Origin of the sequence: uncultured Microbacterium sp. (assembly GCF_945952435.1) — a bacterium.
Classification (GTDB): domain Bacteria; phylum Actinomycetota; class Actinomycetes; order Actinomycetales; family Microbacteriaceae; genus Microbacterium.
Genome location: NZ_CAMFHZ010000017.1, coordinates 38,690 through 58,700 on the forward strand (window position 1 = coordinate 38,690; position 20,011 = coordinate 58,700).

Annotated in this window: 16 protein-coding genes; 4 read left to right on the forward strand and 12 right to left on the reverse strand. The window is 70.8% G+C overall.

Annotation, left to right across the window (positions count from 1 at the left end):
* Positions 1 to 19 precede the first annotated feature (19 nt).
* Positions 20 to 634 (forward strand): vitamin K epoxide reductase family protein, encoded by a 615-nt coding sequence (locus Q0P88_RS10260; protein WP_295013770.1) that lies wholly within the window; start codon positions 20 to 22, stop codon positions 632 to 634.
* A gap of 10 nt (positions 635 to 644) precedes the next feature.
* On the opposite strand, the gene Q0P88_RS10265 is transcribed toward Q0P88_RS10260, so the two are convergent.
* The 6 genes from Q0P88_RS10265 to ileS all read right to left on the reverse strand — a co-directional run bounded on the left by Q0P88_RS10265 (position 645) and on the right by ileS (position 9,257).
* A complete protein-coding gene (locus Q0P88_RS10265; protein WP_295013772.1) occupies positions 645 to 1,970 on the reverse strand; it encodes an NAD(P)/FAD-dependent oxidoreductase in 1,326 nt (441 codons plus the stop codon).
* An 85-nt stretch (positions 1,971 to 2,055) separates the two neighbouring features.
* Positions 2,056 to 3,594 carry an APC family permease gene (locus Q0P88_RS10270; RefSeq protein ID WP_295013774.1) on the reverse strand — a complete coding sequence of 513 codons (1,539 nt, stop codon included), beginning with the start codon at positions 3,592 to 3,594 and terminating at the stop codon, positions 2,056 to 2,058.
* A 105-nt stretch (positions 3,595 to 3,699) separates the two neighbouring features.
* Complete coding sequence (gene ndk / locus Q0P88_RS10275) at positions 3,700 to 4,116, reverse strand: nucleoside-diphosphate kinase (RefSeq protein WP_295013776.1); 417 nt, start codon at positions 4,114 to 4,116, stop codon at positions 3,700 to 3,702.
* A gap of 1 nt (position 4,117) precedes the next feature.
* Positions 4,118 to 4,564, reverse strand: coding sequence for a DUF4233 domain-containing protein (locus tag Q0P88_RS10280; RefSeq protein WP_295013778.1), 447 nt, complete (start codon positions 4,562 to 4,564; stop codon positions 4,118 to 4,120).
* Positions 4,552 to 5,907 (reverse strand): folylpolyglutamate synthase/dihydrofolate synthase family protein, encoded by a 1,356-nt coding sequence (locus Q0P88_RS10285; RefSeq protein ID WP_295013780.1) that lies wholly within the window; start codon positions 5,905 to 5,907, stop codon positions 4,552 to 4,554. Before Q0P88_RS10285 ends, Q0P88_RS10280 begins: the two co-directional genes overlap by 13 nt.
* Positions 5,904 to 9,257 carry an isoleucine--tRNA ligase gene (gene ileS, locus Q0P88_RS10290; protein WP_295013782.1) on the reverse strand — a complete coding sequence of 1,118 codons (3,354 nt, stop codon included), beginning with the start codon at positions 9,255 to 9,257 and terminating at the stop codon, positions 5,904 to 5,906. Before ileS ends, Q0P88_RS10285 begins: the two co-directional genes overlap by 4 nt.
* A 274-nt stretch (positions 9,258 to 9,531) precedes the next feature.
* On the opposite strand from ileS, the gene Q0P88_RS10295 reads away from it, so the two are divergent.
* A complete protein-coding gene (locus Q0P88_RS10295) occupies positions 9,532 to 10,176 on the forward strand; it encodes a pentapeptide repeat-containing protein (RefSeq protein ID WP_295013784.1) in 645 nt (214 codons plus the stop codon).
* Between the two features lie 28 nt (positions 10,177 to 10,204).
* On the opposite strand, the gene Q0P88_RS10300 is transcribed toward Q0P88_RS10295, so the two are convergent.
* The 5 genes from Q0P88_RS10300 to Q0P88_RS10320 are packed head-to-tail and all read right to left on the reverse strand — an operon-like array spanning position 10,205 to position 15,713.
* Positions 10,205 to 10,780, reverse strand: coding sequence for an LppP/LprE family lipoprotein (locus tag Q0P88_RS10300; RefSeq protein ID WP_295013786.1), 576 nt, complete (start codon positions 10,778 to 10,780; stop codon positions 10,205 to 10,207).
* 55 nt (positions 10,781 to 10,835) lie between these two features.
* Positions 10,836 to 12,344, reverse strand: coding sequence for an ABC transporter ATP-binding protein (locus Q0P88_RS10305; RefSeq protein ID WP_295013788.1), 1,509 nt, complete (start codon positions 12,342 to 12,344; stop codon positions 10,836 to 10,838).
* A complete protein-coding gene (locus tag Q0P88_RS10310) occupies positions 12,341 to 13,150 on the reverse strand; it encodes an ABC transporter permease (protein WP_295013790.1) in 810 nt (269 codons plus the stop codon). The genes Q0P88_RS10305 and Q0P88_RS10310 overlap by 4 nt, the downstream gene beginning before the upstream one ends.
* Positions 13,147 to 14,094: an ABC transporter permease gene (locus Q0P88_RS10315; RefSeq protein ID WP_295013792.1), complete on the reverse strand. Its 948-nt coding sequence runs from the start codon at positions 14,092 to 14,094 to the stop codon at positions 13,147 to 13,149. The genes Q0P88_RS10310 and Q0P88_RS10315 overlap by 4 nt, the downstream gene beginning before the upstream one ends.
* Positions 14,091 to 15,713, reverse strand: a complete 1,623-nt coding sequence (locus Q0P88_RS10320) for an ABC transporter substrate-binding protein (RefSeq protein WP_295013794.1) — start codon at positions 15,711 to 15,713, stop codon at positions 14,091 to 14,093. Before Q0P88_RS10320 ends, Q0P88_RS10315 begins: the two co-directional genes overlap by 4 nt.
* 175 nt (positions 15,714 to 15,888) lie before the next feature.
* On the opposite strand from Q0P88_RS10320, the gene valS reads away from it, so the two are divergent.
* Together valS and Q0P88_RS10330 are read left to right on the forward strand one after the other, a co-directional pair.
* Positions 15,889 to 18,522: a valine--tRNA ligase gene (gene valS, locus Q0P88_RS10325; protein WP_295013796.1), complete on the forward strand. Its 2,634-nt coding sequence runs from the start codon at positions 15,889 to 15,891 to the stop codon at positions 18,520 to 18,522.
* Positions 18,522 to 18,782, forward strand: a complete 261-nt coding sequence (locus Q0P88_RS10330; RefSeq protein ID WP_295013798.1) for a hypothetical protein — start codon at positions 18,522 to 18,524, stop codon at positions 18,780 to 18,782. Before valS ends, Q0P88_RS10330 begins: the two co-directional genes overlap by 1 nt.
* Before the next feature lie 38 nt (positions 18,783 to 18,820).
* On the opposite strand, the gene Q0P88_RS10335 is transcribed toward Q0P88_RS10330, so the two are convergent.
* Complete coding sequence (locus tag Q0P88_RS10335) at positions 18,821 to 19,999, reverse strand: glycine C-acetyltransferase (RefSeq protein WP_295013800.1); 1,179 nt, start codon at positions 19,997 to 19,999, stop codon at positions 18,821 to 18,823.
* Between the last annotated feature and the right edge of the window lie 12 nt (positions 20,000 to 20,011).

Genomic DNA, 20,011 nt, shown 5'->3' on the forward strand with positions numbered 1-20,011 from the left:
GTCCTGCCATAATCGCGGCATGTCCGCACCGCGCACCCGTCACACCGGCTACGCCCTCTGGCTGATCGTCGCCAGCGTTCTCGGGTGGTGGGCGGCGTTCCAGCTCACCCTCGACAAGTTCTCGGTCCTGGAGAACCCCGACGCGGCGCTCAACTGCAACGTGAGCGTCTTCGTGCAGTGCGGCACGAATCTGGCGTCGTGGCAGGGATCGGTCTTCGGCTTCCCCAACCCTCTCATCGCGCTCACCGGGTGGATGGCGCCGCTCGTCGTCGGCGTCGCCCTGCTCGCGGGCGTCCGCTTCCCGCGATGGTTCTGGGGCCTCTTCGGCCTCGGCATCACCGGAGCCTTCGTCTTCATCTGCTGGCTCATCGCACAGAGCTTCTTCGCGTTGCACACCCTGTGCCCGTGGTGCGCGCTCACCTACGTCACCGTGATCCCGACGTTCTTCGCGACCGTGCTGCAGCTCTTCCGCACCGGCACCTTCCCCGTAAGCCGCAGGGCGCAGGAGCGGGCCGGCCGGCTCATGGCCTGGGTGCCGCTCGCCTCGATCCTCGCCTTCGTCGTCGTCTTCCTGCTCGCGCAGCTCGCGGGCGTCGATCTGATCGGCGAGATCCTGCGGCTCGTGCGCGGCTGAGCCGCCCGCGTCAGCCCTCGGCCCAGAGCGTCTCGATGCCGACGGGTCGCCCGAGCACGCGCTCCGCGGCGCGGTGACCGGACAGCATGGCCGCCGTGACCGTGGCCGGATCGTCGGTCCAGGTCGCCTCGCCCGCGAGGTGCAGCCTTCCGCCGATCGGGGTGGCGAGATCGTCGTGGTCGGACGTCGTCGACCCACGGACCATGTAGGCGTACGCACCCCGCGCGAAGGGATCGTCCTGCCAGGCGGTGCGCGTCACGCGCACCGGGTCGACCGCCCGCTCGCCGTAGAGACGCCGCAGCTGCTCCATGACGGAGCGCGCGATCCGGTCGTCGTCCCACTCCCTGGTCGCCTGCGCGGCGCGCCCAGCCGCGAAGGTGAGCAGGGTGGGCTCGCCGTGGAGGGAGGTGAGGTCGTACCAGGAGTGCCACCAGTCTCCGGCCGACCCCTGCTGCCGGATCGCATAGACGTCCTCGTCCCAGAACTTCGTCGGGAACCGGAGGAAGACCTTCTCGAAGGCGTTCATCCGGAGCCGGCTCAGCGCCTCGCGGTTGACCTCCGGCAGCGGTGGCGTGATCGTCACGGCGCCGCTGTGGAGCACTCCGACCGGCAGGGTCACCACCGCCGCATCGGCGACGAAGACGCGTTCGCCACTCGTCACCGTGACCCGGTCCGACCAGTCGATCCCGGTGACCTCGTGATCCGTGCGGACGTCAAGACCCTCCGCCAGGCGCGCGGGCAGCACGTCGTAGCCGTCGGGGAAGACGACCTCGTCGCCGTCGATCTGGTCGTCATCCAGACCATGCGCGGCGAGCTCCTCGACGAGCGCCCCATACTGCTCCTCCGACCGATGCGCGAGGTACTCCCTGATCCGCTGGGTGCGCGCCGGATCCCATCCCTGCGCGCCCAGCGCCTCATCGGTGACGTCGCGATACGAGGCGTCGGGGGCCGAACCCGCAATGATCTCGCGGAGCGCCGCATCGACGCGGTGGATGTCCGCGACGAACGCGGCGGTCTCCGCCGGGGAGAGCCGGTGCCCGTCCGGTCCGTAGTACGCGATCGGCCTGCTGTCCGGCTGGTACCCGCCGACCGTGAACTCCTGCGTACGCATGCCGAACGCCGCCGCGGCGGCGGCGACAGGGCTCCCGTTGATCCCGTGGATCCAGGACGCGCCGAGGTCCGTGGGCGAGCCCGTCCGGTCGGTGTGCACGCGACCGCCGACGTGGTCGCGCGCCTCCAGGACGATCACGCTCCGCCCGCTCCGGGCGAGGAGACGCGCGGCGCTCAGCCCCGCGACCCCTGCGCCGACGACGATCACATCGCACTGCTCCGCCACTGTTCCTCCTCCTCCGAGGCTTTTCCGCGCGCCGGACGTCGCGCGACCGCTGCGCCGGCGTTGCACGCCGCCGCGTCCGAACGGGTCACATGCCGCCGTCGATCGACCGCGGGAAGTCGGCAGGGTCTTCAGGGACCATGACCTCGGTCTCGCGGTTGAGGCTCTCGCCCCGGAAGAAGCGCTTCGATCGCGGGAACAGGTACCAGACGAACATGAGCACGAGTCCGATCGCGAGGGATCCGATCCCGACGACGAACGTGCCGCCGACTCCCCAGATCACGGTGTTGCCGTAGTCCGGCTGCCACATGTCCACCGCGGACTGCAGGAACGCCGCGGTCAGCATCAGGCCGCCCAGCAGCGGGAAGAGACCCTTGAAGAAGAACTCCCGCGGCGAGCGCGTGAGGTCCTTGCGGAAGTACCAGACGCACGCGAAGCCGGTGATGGCGTAGTAGAACGCGATCGCGAGACCCAGCGACAGGATCGAGTCCTGCAGGATGTTGTCGCTGATCAGGGTCATGCCCACGTAGTACGCCGTCGCCACGACGCCCATCACGATGGTCGAGAAGGACGGGGTCTTGAACGTGGGGTGCACGTCCTTGAACTTGGCGGGGAGCGCACGGTAGACCCCCATCGCGAGCGTCCCCCGCGCCGTCGGCAGGATCGTGGTCTGCGTCGACGAGATCGCCGAGATGATGACCGCGACCACGAGGAGCCAGCCGAACGGGCCCAGGAGGCCGTCCTTGATCGCGAGGAAGAAGTCGTCCGCGTTCGCCTCGTTCCCGAGCCCCGTCCCCTTGTCCCCCAGCCCGGCGTACATCATCGCCGCGATCGTGACCGCGACGTAGGTGAAGAGCAGGATCACGGTCGTCAGCAGCGCCGCGCGCCCGGGGATCCGCTTCGGATCCTTCGTCTCCTCGTTCAGCGCCAGACAGGTGTCCCAGCCCCAGTAGATGAAGAGCGCGAGCAGGATCGCCTGCGTGAAGCCCGACCAGGAGGTGAAGGCGAAGGGGTTCAGCCAGTCCCAGGAGAAGGACGTCGCGCCGGGAGCGGCGCCGGTGGCGAACTGCCAGAGCGCGGCGACGATGAAGACGGCGAGGGCCAAGTACTGGATCCCCAGCAGCACGTTCTGGATGCGCTCGCCGATCTCGACGCCCCGCCAACTGACCCAGGTCATCGCCGCGATGAACACGACGGCGACGATGACGACTCTGAGGTCGTTGTTCTCGACGTCCTGGCCGAGGAGCGACCAGAAGTAGACCGAGGCGATCTGCGCGAGGTTCGCGAGCACGACCATCCCCGCGACCGCGACGCCCCACCCTCCCATCCACCCCACGACGGGGCCGAAGGCCTTGGTGCCCCAGGTGAACGTCGTGCCGCAATCGGGCACGGCGTTGTTGAGCTCCCGGTAGGCGAAGGCGATGAGCAGCATGGGGACGAAGGCGAGGATGAACGCGATCGGAGCCTGCGCCCCGACCGCGATCACGACCCAGCCGAGGGAGGCCACGAGCGAGTACACGGGCGCGGTGGAGGCCAGCCCGATGACGGTGGACCCCCACAGTCCCAGCGTTCCTGCCGCAAGCCCCTTGCCCTCGGGCTTCCCCAGATAGATCGGCGTCGTCGACATGCCTGTGAGAGTAGAGGGAACGGCGCGGCCGCACAACGTGAGGACCGGTATGACAGAGCCCCGCGCTCCGATGCAGGAACGCGGGGCTCTTCGTTCGACGAGGCGTCAGCCGAACCAGATGCCGAGTTCGCGCGCGGCCGACTCGGGCGAGTCGGAGCCGTGCACGAGGTTCTGCTGCACGGCGAGGCCCCAGTCGCGGCCGAAGTCGCCACGGATCGTCCCCGGCGCGGCGGTGGTCGGGTCGGTCGTTCCGGCGAGCGACCGGAACCCCTCGATCACGCGGTTCCCGGCGAGTCGGATCGCGACGGACGGACCGGAGAGCATGAAGTCGAGCAGCGGCTCGTAGAAGGGCTTGCCCTCGTGCTCGGCGTAGTGCGCGGCGAGCAGATCGCGGTCGGGCTCCACGAGGCGGATGTCGACGAGCGCATAGCCCTTCGCCTCGATGCGCGCCAGGATCGCGCCGGTGAGGCCGCGCGCGACGCCGTCGGGTTTGATCAGGACGAGGGTCTCTTCGGTAGGCATGTCACTCACTCTCTGTCGTGGTTTCGGGCGTGCTCGGGGTGTCGGCCGCGCGTCGTCGGGCGGCCCGGTCGACGCGTCCGCCGACGATCATCGCGTAGGTCCACATGCCGCCGAACACGAGGAAGACCAGCAGGATCGCGGGCACCAGGAGGGCGGACAGCAGGACGATGACCTGCAGGATCCATCCCATCACGATTCCCCCGCGCGTGCCCAGCAGGCCGGCCGTCACGAGCATCGCGACCGCCACGACCGCGCCGCCGACGATCCCCCACCACGGCTCCACATCGGGTCCGAGGGCCTTCAGGCCGTAGATCGTCAGGCCGGCCAGGGCGACGACGATCGACTCGAAGCCGAGGATCACGGAGCCGAGCTTCTGCGTGAGCCCGCGCGCGGGTCGCGGCGCGCGGCGCGTCGGCGAGGCGTCCCGCGCCTCGCTCACGACCGCCATCCGCTCTTCCAGTCCTCGTCCTCGGCGAGCGCGATCGCCTCGCCCGCGAGAACAACCGAACCGGCGATCACGACCGCGCGGCGATCCGCGGAGGCCGCCCATTCCCGTGCGGCGTCGGCCGCATCCGCGAGGGACGGGTACACCGTCGCCCGACCTCCGGCACGTTCGACGAGGTCCGCGATGAGATCCGCGTCGGACGCACGATCGGAATCGGGAGCCGTGGCGAACACGTGCTGTACGGAGGGCAGCAGCGCCTCCACGATCCCAGCGGCGTCCTTATCCGCCAGCACTCCGAGCACGAGACCCCACTCATCGAAGTCGAAGCTGTCGCGCAGGGCCTCGGCGAGCGCCCTGGCACCGTGCGGGTTGTGCGCGGCGTCGACGACGACGGTCGGTGCGATCCCCAACAGCTGCAGGCGCCCGGGCGACGTGGCGCCCTGGAGGCCTTCGGCCAGGACGTCGCCGACGATCGCGCGCTCTCCGCCGCCGATGAGCGACTCGACCGCGGCGATCGCGAGCGCCGCGTTGAACCCCTGGTGCGCGCCGTACAGCGGCAGGTACTCCTCGACGTACTGGCCGGCGAGTCCGCGCACGGTGATCTGCTGGCCGCCGACGGCGAGGCGCTGCTCGACGAGCGCGAACTCCTCGCCCTCGAACGCGATCGTCGCGCCGCGGTCGGCGGCGACGCGACGCAGCACCGCCTCCGCCTCCGGCGCCTGGCGGGCGGAGACCACGGCGGCGCCGTCCTTGATGATGCCCGCCTTGACCTCGGCGATCTTCGCGATCGTGTCACCGAGGCGATCGGCGTGGTCCAGGTCGATCGGCGTGAACACTGCCACGTCGCCATCGGCCGTGTTGGTGGAGTCCCAGGCACCGCCCATCCCGACCTCGAGCACGAGCACGTCGACCGGCGCGTCGGCACAGGCCACGAACGCGAGCACGGTGAGCAGTTCGAAGAAGGTCAGCGGAGCGTCGCCCGCAGCCTCGAGCTCGGCGTCCACGATGCCGACGAACGGCTCGATCTCCTCCCAGGCGTCGGCCACGGCCGCGTCGGCGATCGGCTCGCCGTCGATCATGATCCGCTCGGTGAAGCGCTCCAGGTGCGGACTCGTGAAGAGTCCGGTGCGCAGCGCGTGCGCGCGGAGCAGGCTCTCGACCATCCGGGCCGTCGACGTCTTGCCGTTCGTGCCGGTCAGGTGCACGACGCGGTACGTCTTCTGCGGATCGTCGAGCAGTTCGAGCAGACGCGCCGTGCGCTCCTTGCGCGGCTGGACCCACCTCTCCCCCGCGCGTTCCAGCAGCGCGGTGTAGACGGCGTCGGCCCTCTCGCGGTCATCGGTCATGCTGCTCCTCCGATCCGGCCGACGGCGATCGTGACGTCGGCCCCGTTGGCATAGGTCCCCGCCGTGATCGTCGCGGAGAACTCGGGCTCCGCCGGCAGGATCCCGAACTCCGTGTACACGGTGGCACCGGAGCGCACGGCGTACGCGAGCGCGAGGGTCTCCCCCGCGACGTCGGCCGTGTCGAAGGCCGACACGACGGCGTCCGCCTCCGCGTCGTCGGCGAAATCGAGCTCCAGCGAGATCCGGTCGCTCACGTCGAAGCCGGCGTTCTTGCGGGTCTCCTGCACGGCACGGATCACGTCGCGCGCCAGGCCCTCGGCCTCCAGCTCGGGCGTGGTCGCCGTGTCGAGGAGGACGAATCCGCCGCTCGGGACGACGGCGAGCGCCTCCCCCTCCGGCCGTCCCGTGGTCTCGAGCGCCAGCTCGTACTCGTGCGGCTCGAGCGCGACGCCGTCCGCGGACACCACGCCGTCGGTCTCGGTCCACAGGCCGGCCTTGGCCGCCTGGATGACCTTCTGCACGTTCTTGCCGAGGCGCGGTCCCGCAGCGCGGGCGTTCACGCTGAGCCGGTGGCTGATGCCGTACTCGCCCGCCGTGCCCTCGCCCTGCGGCACGAGCTCCACCGACTTGACGTTGAGCTCGTCGCGCAGGATGTCCTCGAAGGGCGCCAGTTCCTCCGCGCGCGGCGTGACCACGGTCAGTCGGGCCAGGGGAAGACGCACGCGCAGCCGCTCCTTCTTGCGCAGGGCGTTGCCGACGCTCGACAGCTCGCGGACCGCGTCCATGGCATCGCGCACCTCGTCGGCGCGCGGGAACAGCTCCGCGTCCGGCCAGTCGGTCAGGTGCACGCTGCGGCCGCCGGTGAGACCCTGCCACACCCGCTCCCCGATCAGGGGCACGAGCGGCGCCGCGACCCTGGTCAACGTCTCCAGCACGGTGTAGAGCGTGTCGAAGGCCTCCGTGCTCTGCGGGTCGTCGGTCGCGCCGGTCCAGAACCGGTCCCGTGAGCGACGGATGTACCAGTTCGTGAGCACCTCCGCGAAGTCGCGCAGGCGCGCGGCCGCCGTCGTCGAGTCGAGGTCCTCCAGGTCCTCGCGCACTCCTCGGACGAGGTCGCCGGTGCGGGCGAGGATGTACCGGTCGAGCACGTCGGTCGAGTCGGTCCTCCACCGCGCCTCGTATCCGGATCCGTCCGGACCTCCCGCGGCGTTCGCGTACGTGGCGAAGAAGTACCACGAGTTCCACAGCGGCAGGATGAACTCGCGCACGCCGGCGCGGATCCCCTCCTCCGTGACGGAGAGGTTGCCGCCGCGCAGCACCGAGCTGGACATGAGGAACCAGCGCATCGCATCGGATCCGTCGCGATCGAACACCTCGGACACGTCGGGGTAGTTGCGCAGCGACTTGGACATCTTGTATCCGTCGGAGCCGAGGACGATCCCGTGGCAGCTCACCCCGGTGAACGCCGGACGGTCGAAGAGCGCGGTCGACAGGGCGTGCATGACGTAGAACCAGCCGCGGGTCTGCCCGATGTACTCCACGATGAAGTCGGCCGGGGAATGCGTGTCGAACCACTCCCGGTTCTCGAACGGGTAGTGCACCTGCGCGAACGGCATGGATCCGGAGTCGAACCACACGTCGAAGACGTCCTCGATGCGGCGCATCGTGCTCCGGCCCGACGGGTCGTCGGGGTTCGGGCGGGTCAGCTCGTCGATGTAGGGGCGGTGCAGATCCACCTCGCCCTCGGGGTTGCGCGGCAGGCGGCCGAAGTCCCGCTCCAGGTCTGCGAGCGACCCGTACACGTCCACGCGCGGGTGCTCCGGATCGTCGCTCTTCCAGATCGGGATCGGCGATCCCCAGTACCGGTTGCGGCTGATCGACCAGTCCCTGGCCCCTTCGAGCCACTTGCCGAACTGGCCGTGCTTGACGTTCTCCGGCGCCCAGGTGATCTGCTCGTTGTTGGCAAGCATGTCCTGCTTGATGTCGGTGACCCGGACGAACCAGCTCGACACGGCCTTGTAGATGAGGGGGTTCCGGCAGCGCCAGCAGTGCGGATAGGAGTGCAGGTAGCTCTGCAGGCGCAGCAGACGGCCGTTCGCGCGCAGCAGCCGCACGATCGGCGTGTTGGCGTCCATCCAGAGCTCCCCGGCCACGTCCGTGACCGCGGGGAGGAATCGGCCGCCGTCGTCGAGGGAGAGGATCGTCGGGATCCCGGCCGCGCCGGCGACCCGCTGGTCGTCCTCACCGTAGGCAGGAGCCTGGTGCACGATGCCGGTACCGTCGCTCGTGGAGACGTAGTCGTCGACGAGGATCCGCCAGGCGTTCCCGGTGCCCCAGATCTCGGTGTCGGCGTAGTAGTCGAAGAGCCGCTCGTAGGTGATCCCGCCGAGCTCCGCACCGGTCACGGTCGACGTCACCGCCGACCTCGCCTCCTCCGCGTCGTCGTAGCCGAGGTCCTTCGCGTAGCCGCCGAGGAGATCCTGCGCGAGGAGGAAGCGCTCCCCGCTCGCCCCTTCGGTCGCGCCGTTCGGGCCGACCGGGAGGACGGCATAGACGATCTGGGGTCCCACGGCGAGCGCGAGGTTGGTCGGCAGCGTCCAGGGGGTCGTGGTCCACGCGAGCGCCCGCACGCCCTCGAGTCCCAGAGCCGCGGCCTTCTCGCCGGTCAGCGGGAAGCTCACGGTGACGGAGGGGTCCTGGCGTTCCTTGTAGACGTCGTCGTCCATGCGCAGCTCGTGCGCGGAAAGCGGCGTCTCGTCGCGCCAGCAGTAGGGCAGCACGCGATAGCCCTCGTAGGCGAGCCCCTTGTCGAAGAGGGTCTTGAAGGCCCAGAGCACGCTCTCCATGTAGCTCAGGTCGAGCGTCTTGTATCCGCGCTCGAAATCGACCCAGCGCGCTTGGCGCGTGACGTAGTCCTGCCATTCGTGGGTGTACGCGAGGACCGACTGCCGAGCCTTCGCGTTGAAGACCCCGATGCCCATCTGCTCGATCTCGTCCTTCTCGGTGATCCCGAGCTGCTTCATCGCCTCGAGTTCGGCCGGAAGGCCGTGCGTGTCCCATCCGAACACGCGGTCCACCTTCTTGCCGAGCATCGTCTGGAAACGCGGGAAGACGTCCTTGGCGTAACCGGTCAGCAGGTGGCCGTAGTGCGGCAGGCCGTTGGCGAACGGAGGGCCGTCGTAGAAGACCCATTCCGGTGCGCCGTCGCGCTGGGCGATCGAGGCGCGGAACGTGTCGTCGGCCGCCCAGAAGGCCAGCACCTCGCGCTCGATCTCCGGGAAGCGGGGGCTCGGTGCGACGGCGGCGGGGCCGAAGGAGGATCCGGTGGCAGAGGTGCGCGGGTAGGTCATCGTCTCTCGCAGTGTCGGTGGCGGATGCTGCTGCAGGGACGATCCGTGCGGACCGCGGTACCACCCCGCGTTGTCCTCGTTCCCTCCGCGGAGCGCAGAGAACGGGAACCACTCTCACTGCGGCTGTGACGGGCCTGCCCCGCTCGGTTCTACTGACCACGACCGGGGCCTGGCGTTCTTCCGAGAGCTCCCCGGTGATGGCCGGATCGACGCTGCTGTCTCCAGTCTACGCCGCCCGCGTCTCCCCAGGGACGCAGCCCCCTAGGCTCGGAGGATGGCCCGATCCACCGCTCGCCCCGCGCCGCCCCGCCTCTCTCCCCCGGATCTGCCGGAGGAACTGGCGCCGGCGCCCGGACGCCGCCACGGCGACCATGTCGGGCAGAGGATCCCGCTCGGCGAGGACCTCGCGCACGCGCGGCTCGAGCAGTGCGTCCTCTCGGGCGCGGCGGAACGCGCCGAGCTCACCGGATCCACGCTCCTGGACGTCGAGATCGTCGACGCGAGGACACCCGTGCTGTCGCTCAAGAACGCCACGATCCGCCGCCTTCGGATCGCCGGAGGTCGCGTGGGAACCCTCGATCTGTCGGGCGCGCACGTCGCGGAGCTGATCGTCGAGCAGGCGCGGATCGACTATCTCTCGCTCGCGGCGGCGACCGTCCAGGACGCCCGGATCGTCGCGTGCGCACTCTCGACGCTCGATCTGCCGATGGCCTCGCTCACCCGCGTCGCGTTCGAGGGCTGCCGGGTCGACGAGGTCGACACGCGAGGGCTGCGGGCGGACTCCCTCGATCTGCGCGGTCTGGATGCCCTCGCCTTCCTGGACGTGACCTCGCTGAAGGGCGCGACGCTCACCACACCTCAGGTGGCCGCGCTCGCGGACGTGCTCGCCCGGGCGGCGGGGATCGACGTCCAGGACTGACGGGCCGTCCCCGAGGGCGGGGACGCGCTCAGGGCGTCGGCGGAAGCTCCCCCGTGCGATGCACGGTGCCGGTCTGCGTGTCCCAGGAGAATCGCGACACGGCTCTGCCGCTGGCGCTGGCGTTGTCCTCCCCCTCGAGGGCGAACCGATACGCGACGTCGATCTCGGTGTCAGAGATCCGCGTGACCTGAGGCCGATAGGCGTAGGCCCGTTCGGTCGCGGGTCCGATCAGGTCGTGGTGGTGGAACAGGGCGACCTGGGCCGGAGAGGACACGGTGCCCTCCTCGATCGTCACCACGACCCAGGAGAGGGCCGCGCAGGAGTCGTACCCGGTCTCGTCCCCGTCCTGCACCGCCCAGCGGACGTCCGCCAGATCCGGTTCGTCGAACGGGGCGGGAAGCCGACGCACGGCCTCGGCGAGCGCACCGCCCGCGTCCTCCGTGCCGCATGCGGGTGTCGGCGTCGTCGTCCCCGTCGGAGCATGGGTCGGCGTGCTCGCCGGCGGCGTCGACGGGGCGAGCTCGCCCGCTGTCGGAGCGCAACCGCAGATCAGCAGGAGCGCGGCGAGGAGCGCCGCGGCAGAACTCGTCCGTGTGCGCATCATCGCGTCCTCCGCTCGCCCCCGTGGCGCCGAGGATACGCCGGCGACCCGGGATCCGCTACAGGGCGGACGCCGCGACGAGCTCCCGGGTGAACGGCTGCTGCGGATCCGCGAGGACCCTACGCGCGGGGCCCTGCTCGACGACCCGACCGTTCTGCATCACCAGCACGTCGTCGGCGACCGCGGCGATCACGCCCAGGTCGTGCGAGATCAGCAGCATCGTCAGCCCGCGCTCGCGCTGCACGCGGTCGAGCAGCGCGAGGATGCGCTCGCGCACGGTCGCGTCGAGCGCCGAGACGGGTTCGTCGAGCACGAGCACCTCGGGATCCGCCGCCAGTGCGCGTGCGATCGCGGCCCGCTGCCGCTGACCGCCGGACAGCTCCGACGGCCGGCGACGGGCGTGCACCGGATCCAGCCCGACCTCGCGCAGCAGCGCGTCCGCGCGCGCCGCCCGAGCGCTCCGCGGCACGCCTCCCGCGGCCAGCGCCTCGGCGAGCGAGCGGCCGATGCTCCATCGCGGGTCGAAGGCCCCGAGCGGGTTCTGGTGCACGAGCTGGACCCTCGGCCGGACGCCTCCGCGCCACCGGATCTCTCCCGCGTCGGGGCGTTCGACGCCGAGCAGCACGCGCGCGAGGGTCGTCTTGCCGGACCCCGATTCCCCGACCACCCCGAGCGTGCGCCCTCCGTGCAGGGCGAAGGAGACGTCCTGCAGCACGGGCCGGTCGAAGCGCTTGCCGAGGTCGCGCACGGTGAGCAGCGGGGCGGCGACGTCCTTCTCCGCAGGACGCGGCGTCACGTCCGCCGCTTGCACGAGCGCGCGCGTGTACGCCTCCCGCGGCGAGCCCAGCACGTCGGCGGCGGACCCCTGCTCGATGACCCGTCCGTCACGCAGCACGAGGATCCGGTCCGCGACGCGCCTGACGGCGGCCATGTCGTGGCTGACGAACACCACCGTGGTCCCGTCGTCCGCGATCCGGCGCAGGAGCGCGAGCACGCGCGCCTGGACCGTCGCGTCGAGGGCGGTCGTCGGCTCGTCGGCGACGAGGATCGAGGGACGACCGGCCAGGGCGCTCGCGATGAGCGCGCGCTGCCGCAGTCCGCCCGACAGCTCGTGCGGGCGCTGACGTGCGCGGAGGAGCGGATCCGGGATCGCGACGTCGGAGAGCAGCTCCTGCACCCGGGCGCGGCGTTCCCCCCGCGAGAGCGTCGTGTGGATCTCCAGGGGCTCGGCGACCTCGGTCCCGATCCGGCGCAGCGGATCCAGGGAGACGAGCGCGTCCTGCGCGACGAGGGCGATCCGGCTGCCGCGCAGGCCGCGCCATCCGCGCGCGGAGAGCCGCCGCGCGTCGATGCCCGCGATGCGCAGCTCCTCTGCGGAGGCCGTCGCCCGGGGCGGAAGGAGACCCAGGAGCGCACGCGCCGTGAGCGACTTCCCCGCGCCCGACTCGCCGACGAGAGCGATGCACTCGCCGGGGGCGGCGTCGACCGACACGTCGTCGACCAGGGTCCGGCCCGCGATCTCGATGCGCAGGCCGGAGACGCGCAGCGCGAGGTCCGCGTCCGTCATCGCCGTCCCTCCGCCCGTGCCCGCAGCGTGCGTCCGAGGAAGGTGGCGGACAGCACCGTCACCGTGATCGCGAGCCCGGGGAACACCGAGATCCACCACGCCCGTCCGATGAGATTGCGTCCGCTCGACAGCATGAGACCCCACTCCGGAGCCGGCTCGGTGGGCCCGAGACCGAGGAAGCTGAGGCCCGCCGCGGCGAGGATGCTCGATCCGAGCCCGATCGTGGCGAGCACGCCGAGGGACCCGAGCACGCCCGGGATCACGTGCCGCAGCACGGCGAGCGGCGCCGGTACGCCGAGGATCCGCGCCGCCTCGACGTGCTCCGCCCGCCGCAGCACCTGCGTCTGCACGCGCGCGAGCCGCACGTAGACGGGAATCGCGGCGAGTGTCACCCCGACGGCGACGTGCGCCGGCCCCGGCCCGAGGATCGCGACGACCACGAGCGCGAGGAGGAATTCCGGGAAGGCGGAGAGCACGTCGTTCGTGCGCAGGACGACGAGATCGACGGGGCGTGGTGCGAGCCCCGCGAGAGCGCCGACGACGAGGCCCACGGCGAGCGCGAGCGCCGTCGCCAGGAGGCCGACCCCGAGCGAGCGACCCGCGCCGTGCACGACGCGGGCGTACACGTCCCGCCCGCTCTGGTCGGTGCCGAAGGGGTGCGCGCCGCTCGGCGGCAGCAGCGCGTCGCGCACGTCGGTCTGCACGGGGTCGGCGTGCGTGAGCAGGGCGGGGAAGAGCGCCGCCAGCACGACGAGCAGGAGCGCGAGCGCGGCGAGCCCGAGCACGATCCGACGAAGCGGCCTCATCGCAGGACCCTCGCCGCGGCCAGTCTCGGGTCGAGCAGCGGCGCCCCGAGCTCGACGACCGTGTTCACGATCACGAAGGCCAGCGCGCTGAACAGGATGACCCCCGTCACGACGGGCAGGTCCCGCGCGAGGATCGCCGCGAGCGCCACACGTCCCAGCCCCGGCCGCGCGAAGACGGTCTCCACGAGCACCGCGCCTCCGAGGAGCGATCCGACGAGGTACGCGCTGAGCGTGACCGCGCCGAGCGCTCCGTGACGAAGGGTGTGCCGCAGGGTGAGACGGGCGTGGTCGGCGCCGCGTGCCCGGACGGTGAGGGCCCAGGGCTGCCGTTCGGCCGCTTCGATGCCGTCGCGGAGCACCTGTCCGAGCAGCGCGGCGACGGGGAGGGCGAGCGTCACCGCGGGCAGGACCAGGCTCGCCCCCGTGCGCGAACCTGCGATCGGGAACCAGCCCAGCCCGAATCCGAAGACCGCGAGCAGCAGCAGGCCGATCCAGAACACTGGCGAGGACAGCACGACCAGCTCCCCGGCCGCGAGCAGGCCGCGCGTGAACGGCCGACGTGCCAGCAGCGCTCCCGCGAGCGCGATGAGCACGGCGAGGAGCAGCGCGAGCCCGGTCAGCTGCAGGGTCGGGCCGAGCTGCGCTCCGATCACCGCGGCCACGGGCTGTCGCAGTTGGTAGGAGGTCCCGAGATCGCCCCGCAGAAGGTCGCCCAGGGTTCCCAGATACTGCTGCCAGAGCGGCCTGCCCAGACCGAGCTCCGTGCGGATCTGCGCCCGGACGGCCTCGCTCACCTGCGCCTGCGGGCCGAGCATGGCCCCGACCGGGTCGCCGGGGAGCACGCGGAACGCGAAGAAGGTGAGCGTCGCCGCGGCCCACAGCACGAGCGCGATCGACAGGACGAGCCCGCTGATCCGCCGCAGCCACGGGCCGAGACGGATCACTGCCCGACGGTCGTGCCGAAGAAGAGCGGACGCCCGGAGAGGTCGAAGCCGAGACCGGAGACGCGCGAGGAGATCCCCGTGATCGCCGACGGGACGGCGAGCGGCATGATCGCGTCGGTCTCGGCGTTCCACTGCTGCAGCTTCGCGTACACGGCCGCACGCGCACCCTGATCCGTCGTGGCGATCCCCTCGGTGAGCAGGGCGTCGACGGCCGGGTCGCTCACGGAGGATGCGTTCTGGAACCCGTCGGTCTGCAGGTGCGGGCGCAGCAGGTCGGGGTCGACGCCGGAGAAGTCCCAGTCCGTGAGGTCGAAGGCCTTCGGGCCGTACTTCTCGTTGTACGCCGCCGGTTCCAGCGTCTCTCGGGTGATCTCGAAGCCGACCGCCTTCAGGTCGGACTGGATCGCGTTCGCGAGCGCCGCGTGGTCGTCGGAGACCGGCGTCCACGAGATCCAGTCGGCGGTGAGCCGCCGGCCGTCCTTCATCCGGATCCCGTCCGCGCCGCGCTGGGTCCAGCCCGCGTCGTCGAGCAGCTGCTCTGCGGCCTTCCTGTCGAACGGCCGGGCGCCCTCGAGGCTCTTGTCGTAGCCCGGCGTGGTCGGTCCAAGGATGCTCCAGGCGCGCGGGAACTGACCGAAGAAGATCTTCTTCACGGCCGCGTCGACGTCGACCGCGCGGGTGAACGCCTCCCGGACCCTCTGGTCGGCGAACACGCCGTGCTTCTCGTTCAGGAAGAGCGAGTACGGCAGCCCCGGCACCTCGACGCTCTTGACGGTGGCCTTGCCGTCGAGACCGGCCACGAGGTTCGGCGGCAGCTGGGAGGCCAGGTCGATCTCGCCCGAGGCGACGGATCCGCTGCGGGTGGACGCTTCCGGCAGGATCTGCACGCGCAGCGTCCGGAACGCCGGCGCCTTCATGCCCTGCGGCGCCCACCGGTAGTCGGCGTTGCGCGTGTAGACGATCTCCTGATTCGGCGTGTACGAGGTCAGCTCGAACGGCCCGGTGCCGACCGTGATCCCCTTGCCGCCGGCCGCGAGATCTGCGGAGTGCTTCGCAAGCACCTGGGGTGCGTAGAAGCCGAGCTGCGCCGTGCTCGCCGCCTGCAGGAACGGCGCGTACGGCTTCGAGAAACGGACGGTGACCGTGTGCGGATCGACGACCTCCGTCGCCTGGTAGAGCTCGCCGCCGAGCATGCTCGCGGCCTGCGCCGACTTCGTCGCGGGGTCGGCGATCCGATCGAAGTTGGCCTTGACCGCCGCGGCGTCGAACGCCTCGCCGTCCGTGAAGGTCACGTCGTCGCGGAGATGGAACGTGTAGGCGGTCGCGTCGGCCGAAACGTCCCAGCTCTTCGCCAACCACGGCACGAAGGAGCCGTCGTCCTTCTGGAAGACGAGGGAGTCGAGGACCTGCCGCTGGACCATCGCGGTGACGTCGAGCTGACTCGTCTGCGGGTCCATCTTCCCCGAGGCGAGGAGGCTTCCGTCCACGCCCCAGACCAGTTCGCCGTCCGGATCGGCGGACGTGCCGGAGGATCCAGGGGCGCAGGCGGTGAGGGCGAGCGCGGCGGCCGCGGCGAGCGCGGCGAAGGGCAGGAGTCGGCGCCGAAGCGGAGAAGGCATGCGGGATCCTCGGGGGGCAGAACGGAGCGATGAGGGGGGACGCTCCAGGCTATCGGTTTGTGGACGGAGTGGATCTATCGGACGCCCGCGCCGAGGAGGCACCCGGGTAGACTGGCCGCACCCCACACACTCAGGCACGCTCACACGGTGCCGCATACATCGCACGAGGAGATCCATGTCGTCGTCAGCGTCCCGCAACGAGATTCCCGACAAGCCCGCCCTGGAAGGCCTCGAAGCGAAGTGGGGTGAGCGCTGGGCGGCCGACGGCACCTATCTGTTCGACCGCGCGCGGGCCTCGCAGGCAGGGCGCGACGGCGTCTTCTCGATCGACACTCCCCCGCCGACCGCGAGCGGGAGCCTGCACATCGGTCACGTGTTCAGCTACACGCACACCGACGTCAAGGCGCGCTTCGAGCGGATGCGCGGCAAGAACGTGTTCTACCCGATGGGCTGGGACGACAACGGTCTGCCCACCGAGCGCCGCGTGCAGAACTACTACGGCGTGCGCTGCGACCCGTCGCTCCCCTACGATCCCGACTTCACCCCGCCGTTCGAGGGCGGCGACAACAAGTCGTCCCGCGCCGCGGATCAACTCCCGATCAGCCGGCGCAACTTCATCGAGCTCTGCGAGAGACTCACCGAGGAGGACGAGAAGCAGTTCGAGGCGCTGTTCCGCCAGCTCGGGCTCAGCGTCGACTGGACGCAGACCTACCGGACGATCTCGAACGAGTCGATCCGTCAGAGCCAGCTCGCGTTCCTGCGCAACCTCGAACGCGGAGAGGCCTACCAGTCGCTCGCCCCGACGCTCTGGGACGTCGACTTCCGCTCCGCGATCGCCCAGGCCGAGCTCGAGGACCGCGACCAGCAGGCGTCGTACCACACGATCGACTTCCCGTTCGCGGACGGATCGGGCCACATCACGATCGAGACCACGCGCCCCGAGCTGCTGCCCGCGTGCGTGGCGATCGTGACCCACCCGGAGGGTCCGCACAAGCACCTCATCGGCACGAAGGTGCGCACGCCGTTCTTCGACGCCGACATCGAGATCCACGGCCACCACCTCGCCCAGCCCGACAAGGGCACGGGAGCGGCGATGGTCTGCACCTTCGGCGACGTGACAGACATCGTGTGGTGGCGCGAGCTGCGCACGGCGGACGGACGCGATCTGCCGAACATGACCACGATCGGCTTGGACGGCCGGTTCCTGCCGGACGCTCCGGCATCGGTCGGCGATGCGGGCGCCGCGTCCTGGTACGTCGAGAACATGGCGGGCAAGACGGTCTTCTCGGCCCGCAAGGCGCTCGTGGAGAAGCTGCAGGAGACGGGCGCGATGACCGCCGTCGGCAAGCCGTTCCACCACGCCGTGAAGTTCTTCGAGAAGGGTGACCGCCCCCTCGAGATCGTGTCGACGCGTCAGTGGTACATCCGCAACGGCGCCAGGGACGCGGAGCTGCGCGAACAGCTCCTGCGCAACGGCGCGGAGCTGGACTGGCACCCCGAGTTCATGCGCGTGCGCTACGAGAACTGGGTCGGCGGTCTCACCGGCGACTGGCTCGTGTCCCGGCAGCGGTTCTTCGGCGTGCCGATCCCGCTCTGGTACGCGCTCGACGAGAACGGCGAGCGGGACTACGACCGTGTGCTCGTGCCGGACGCGGCGCAGCTACCGATCGACCCGACCACCGACGTGCCGGCCGGGTACACCGAGGCGCAGCGGGGCACGGCGGGAGGCTTCGCGGCGGAGGCCGACATCCTCGACACCTGGGCCACCTCTTCGCTCACCCCGCAGCTCGCGGGCGGCTGGGAGCGCGACACCGAGCTGTGGGACCTCGTCTCGCCGATGGATCTGCGCCCCCAGGGCCAGGACATCATCCGCACCTGGTTGTTCTCGACCATGCTGCGTTCGACCCTCGAGGACCACCGTTCCCCGTGGCGCAACGCGGCGATCAGCGGCTTCATCGTCGACCCCGACCGCAAGAAGATGTCGAAGTCCAAGGGCAATGTCGTCACCCCCGCCGACATCCTCGACGCGCACGGATCCGACGCGGTGCGCTACTGGTCGGCCTCCAGCCGTCTCGGTGCCGACGCGGCGTTCGACCCGCAGAACCCGACGCAGGTGAAGATCGGCCGCCGACTGGCGATCAAGATCCTGAACGCCGCGAAGTTCGTGCTGTCGTTCCCGGTGACGGAGGGGGCGCAGATCACGCACGCGATCGACGCCTCGATGCTCGCGACGCTCGACCAGGTCGTGCGGGACGCGACGACGGCGTTCGAGAACTACGATCAGGCTCGCGCGTTGGAGATCACGGAGGCGTTCTTCTGGACGTTCTGCGACGACTACCTCGAACTCGTCAAGGAGCGCGCCTACGATCGCACGAACGTCGGTCAGGCCTCAGCCGCGCTCGCGCTGCGCACCGCGCTGTCCACCCTGCTCCGTCTGCTCGCCCCGGTCGTCGCGTTCGCCACCGAGGAGGCGTGGAGCTGGTTCGAGGACGGATCCGTCCACACGGCGCCCTGGCCCGAGGCACGCTCCCTCAGCGATGGCGACGAGGGCGTCGGGGACCCGGCCGTCCTCGCGACCGCGAGCAAGGCGCTCATCGGGATCCGTCGCGCGAAGACCGAGGCGAAGGTCTCCCAGAAGACGCCGATCTCGTCGGCCACCGTCGCCGCCCCGGTCGCCGAGATCGCCGCGCTGCAGGCTGCTGCGGACGACCTGCGCGCCGTCGGCCGGATCGCGCGGATCTCCTTCGTCGAGGCCGATGAACTGCAGGTCACCGGCATCGAGCTGGCCCCCGACGAGGAGGCGCGCTGATGCAGCTCGGGACGCGCTGGGCCGCGGGATCGGAGCCGCCGGCGTCGGTTCCCGCAGCCCTGCGACCCGGGATCGCCGAGGCGGAGGCCCGCAGCGTCGCCGGAGGGACGCTGAGTCTGCAGACCGGCGCGCTGAACGTGCTCCGCGGCACCTGGACCCTCACCTGGCTCGAGGGCCGCCCGATCGCGGAGCTCGACACCGGGTGGGAGGTCTCGCGCACCGCGTCCGGCGAGGTGGTCGTCCGCCCGTTCGAGGACTGAGCCGCCCGGCGCCCCGGCGTCCGACGGTCGACCCGACGTCAGGAGGCCGCGGCCCGCGCCGCCACGAACGCCGTCACGCAGCGCTCGACCTGCTCGGGCGTGTGCGCGGCCGACAGCTGGACCCGGATCCGTGCGAGCCCCCGCGGGACGACGGGGAAGCTGAACGCCGTCACGTAGACGCCCTGCCGCTGCATTTCCGCCGCGATCCGGGCGGTCAGCGCCGCATCCCCGAACATGACCGGAACGATCGGGTGCTCACCGGGGAGGAGTTCGAAACCCTCCTCCGTCATCCGCCGGCGGAACAGCGCCGCGTTCTCCTGCACCCGCGTGCGCAGGGCACCGGATCCCTCCACGAGATCGAGAGCGGTCAGGGTGCCCGCCACGATGGACGGGGCGAGCGTGTTCGAGAACAGGTAGGGACGGGCCCGCTGACGCAGCAGCTCCACGATCTGCCGGTGCCCGGCCACGTAGCCGCCCGAGGCGCCGCCGAGCGCCTTGCCGAAGGTGCCCGTATAGATGTCGACGCGCCCCTCGACCCCGCACAGCTCCGGCGTGCCGCGCCCGTGGGCGCCGATGAACCCGACCGCGTGCGAGTCGTCGACGAAGACGAGCGCGCCGTACCGGTCGGCCAGGTCGCAGATCTCCGCCAACGGGGCGATGTAGCCGTCCATGGAGAACACGCCGTCGGTCACGATCACGCGGAAGCGCGCGTCGGCCGCGGCCCGGAGCTGCGCCTCCAGATCGGCCATGTCACGGTTGCGGTAGCGCAGCCGACGCGCCTTCGAGAGGCGGATGCCGTCGATGATCGACGCATGGTTCAACTCGTCCGAGATGATCGCGTCCTCCGCCGAGAACAGGGTCTCGAAGACACCGCCGTTCGCGTCGAAGCAGGAGGAGAACAGGATCGCGTCGTCGGTGCCGAGGAATGCGGCGAGGCGTTCCTCGAGTGCCAGGTGCTGCTCCTGGGTCCCGCAGATGAACCGCACGCTGGCCAGTCCATAGCCCCAGTCGTCGAGGGCGGCCTTCGCCGCGTCGACCAGGCGCGGGTCGTCGGCGAGACCGAGGTAGTTGTTCGCGCAGAAGTTCAGCACCTCCGCGCCGTCCGCCACGATCTCCGCGCGCTGCGGACCGCGGATCCCTCGCTCGTGCTTGGTGAGGCCCGCCTCCTCGATCTCCGCGAGCTGCTGGGACAGGTGCTGCCGGAATGCTCCGTACATGGTCTTCTTCTC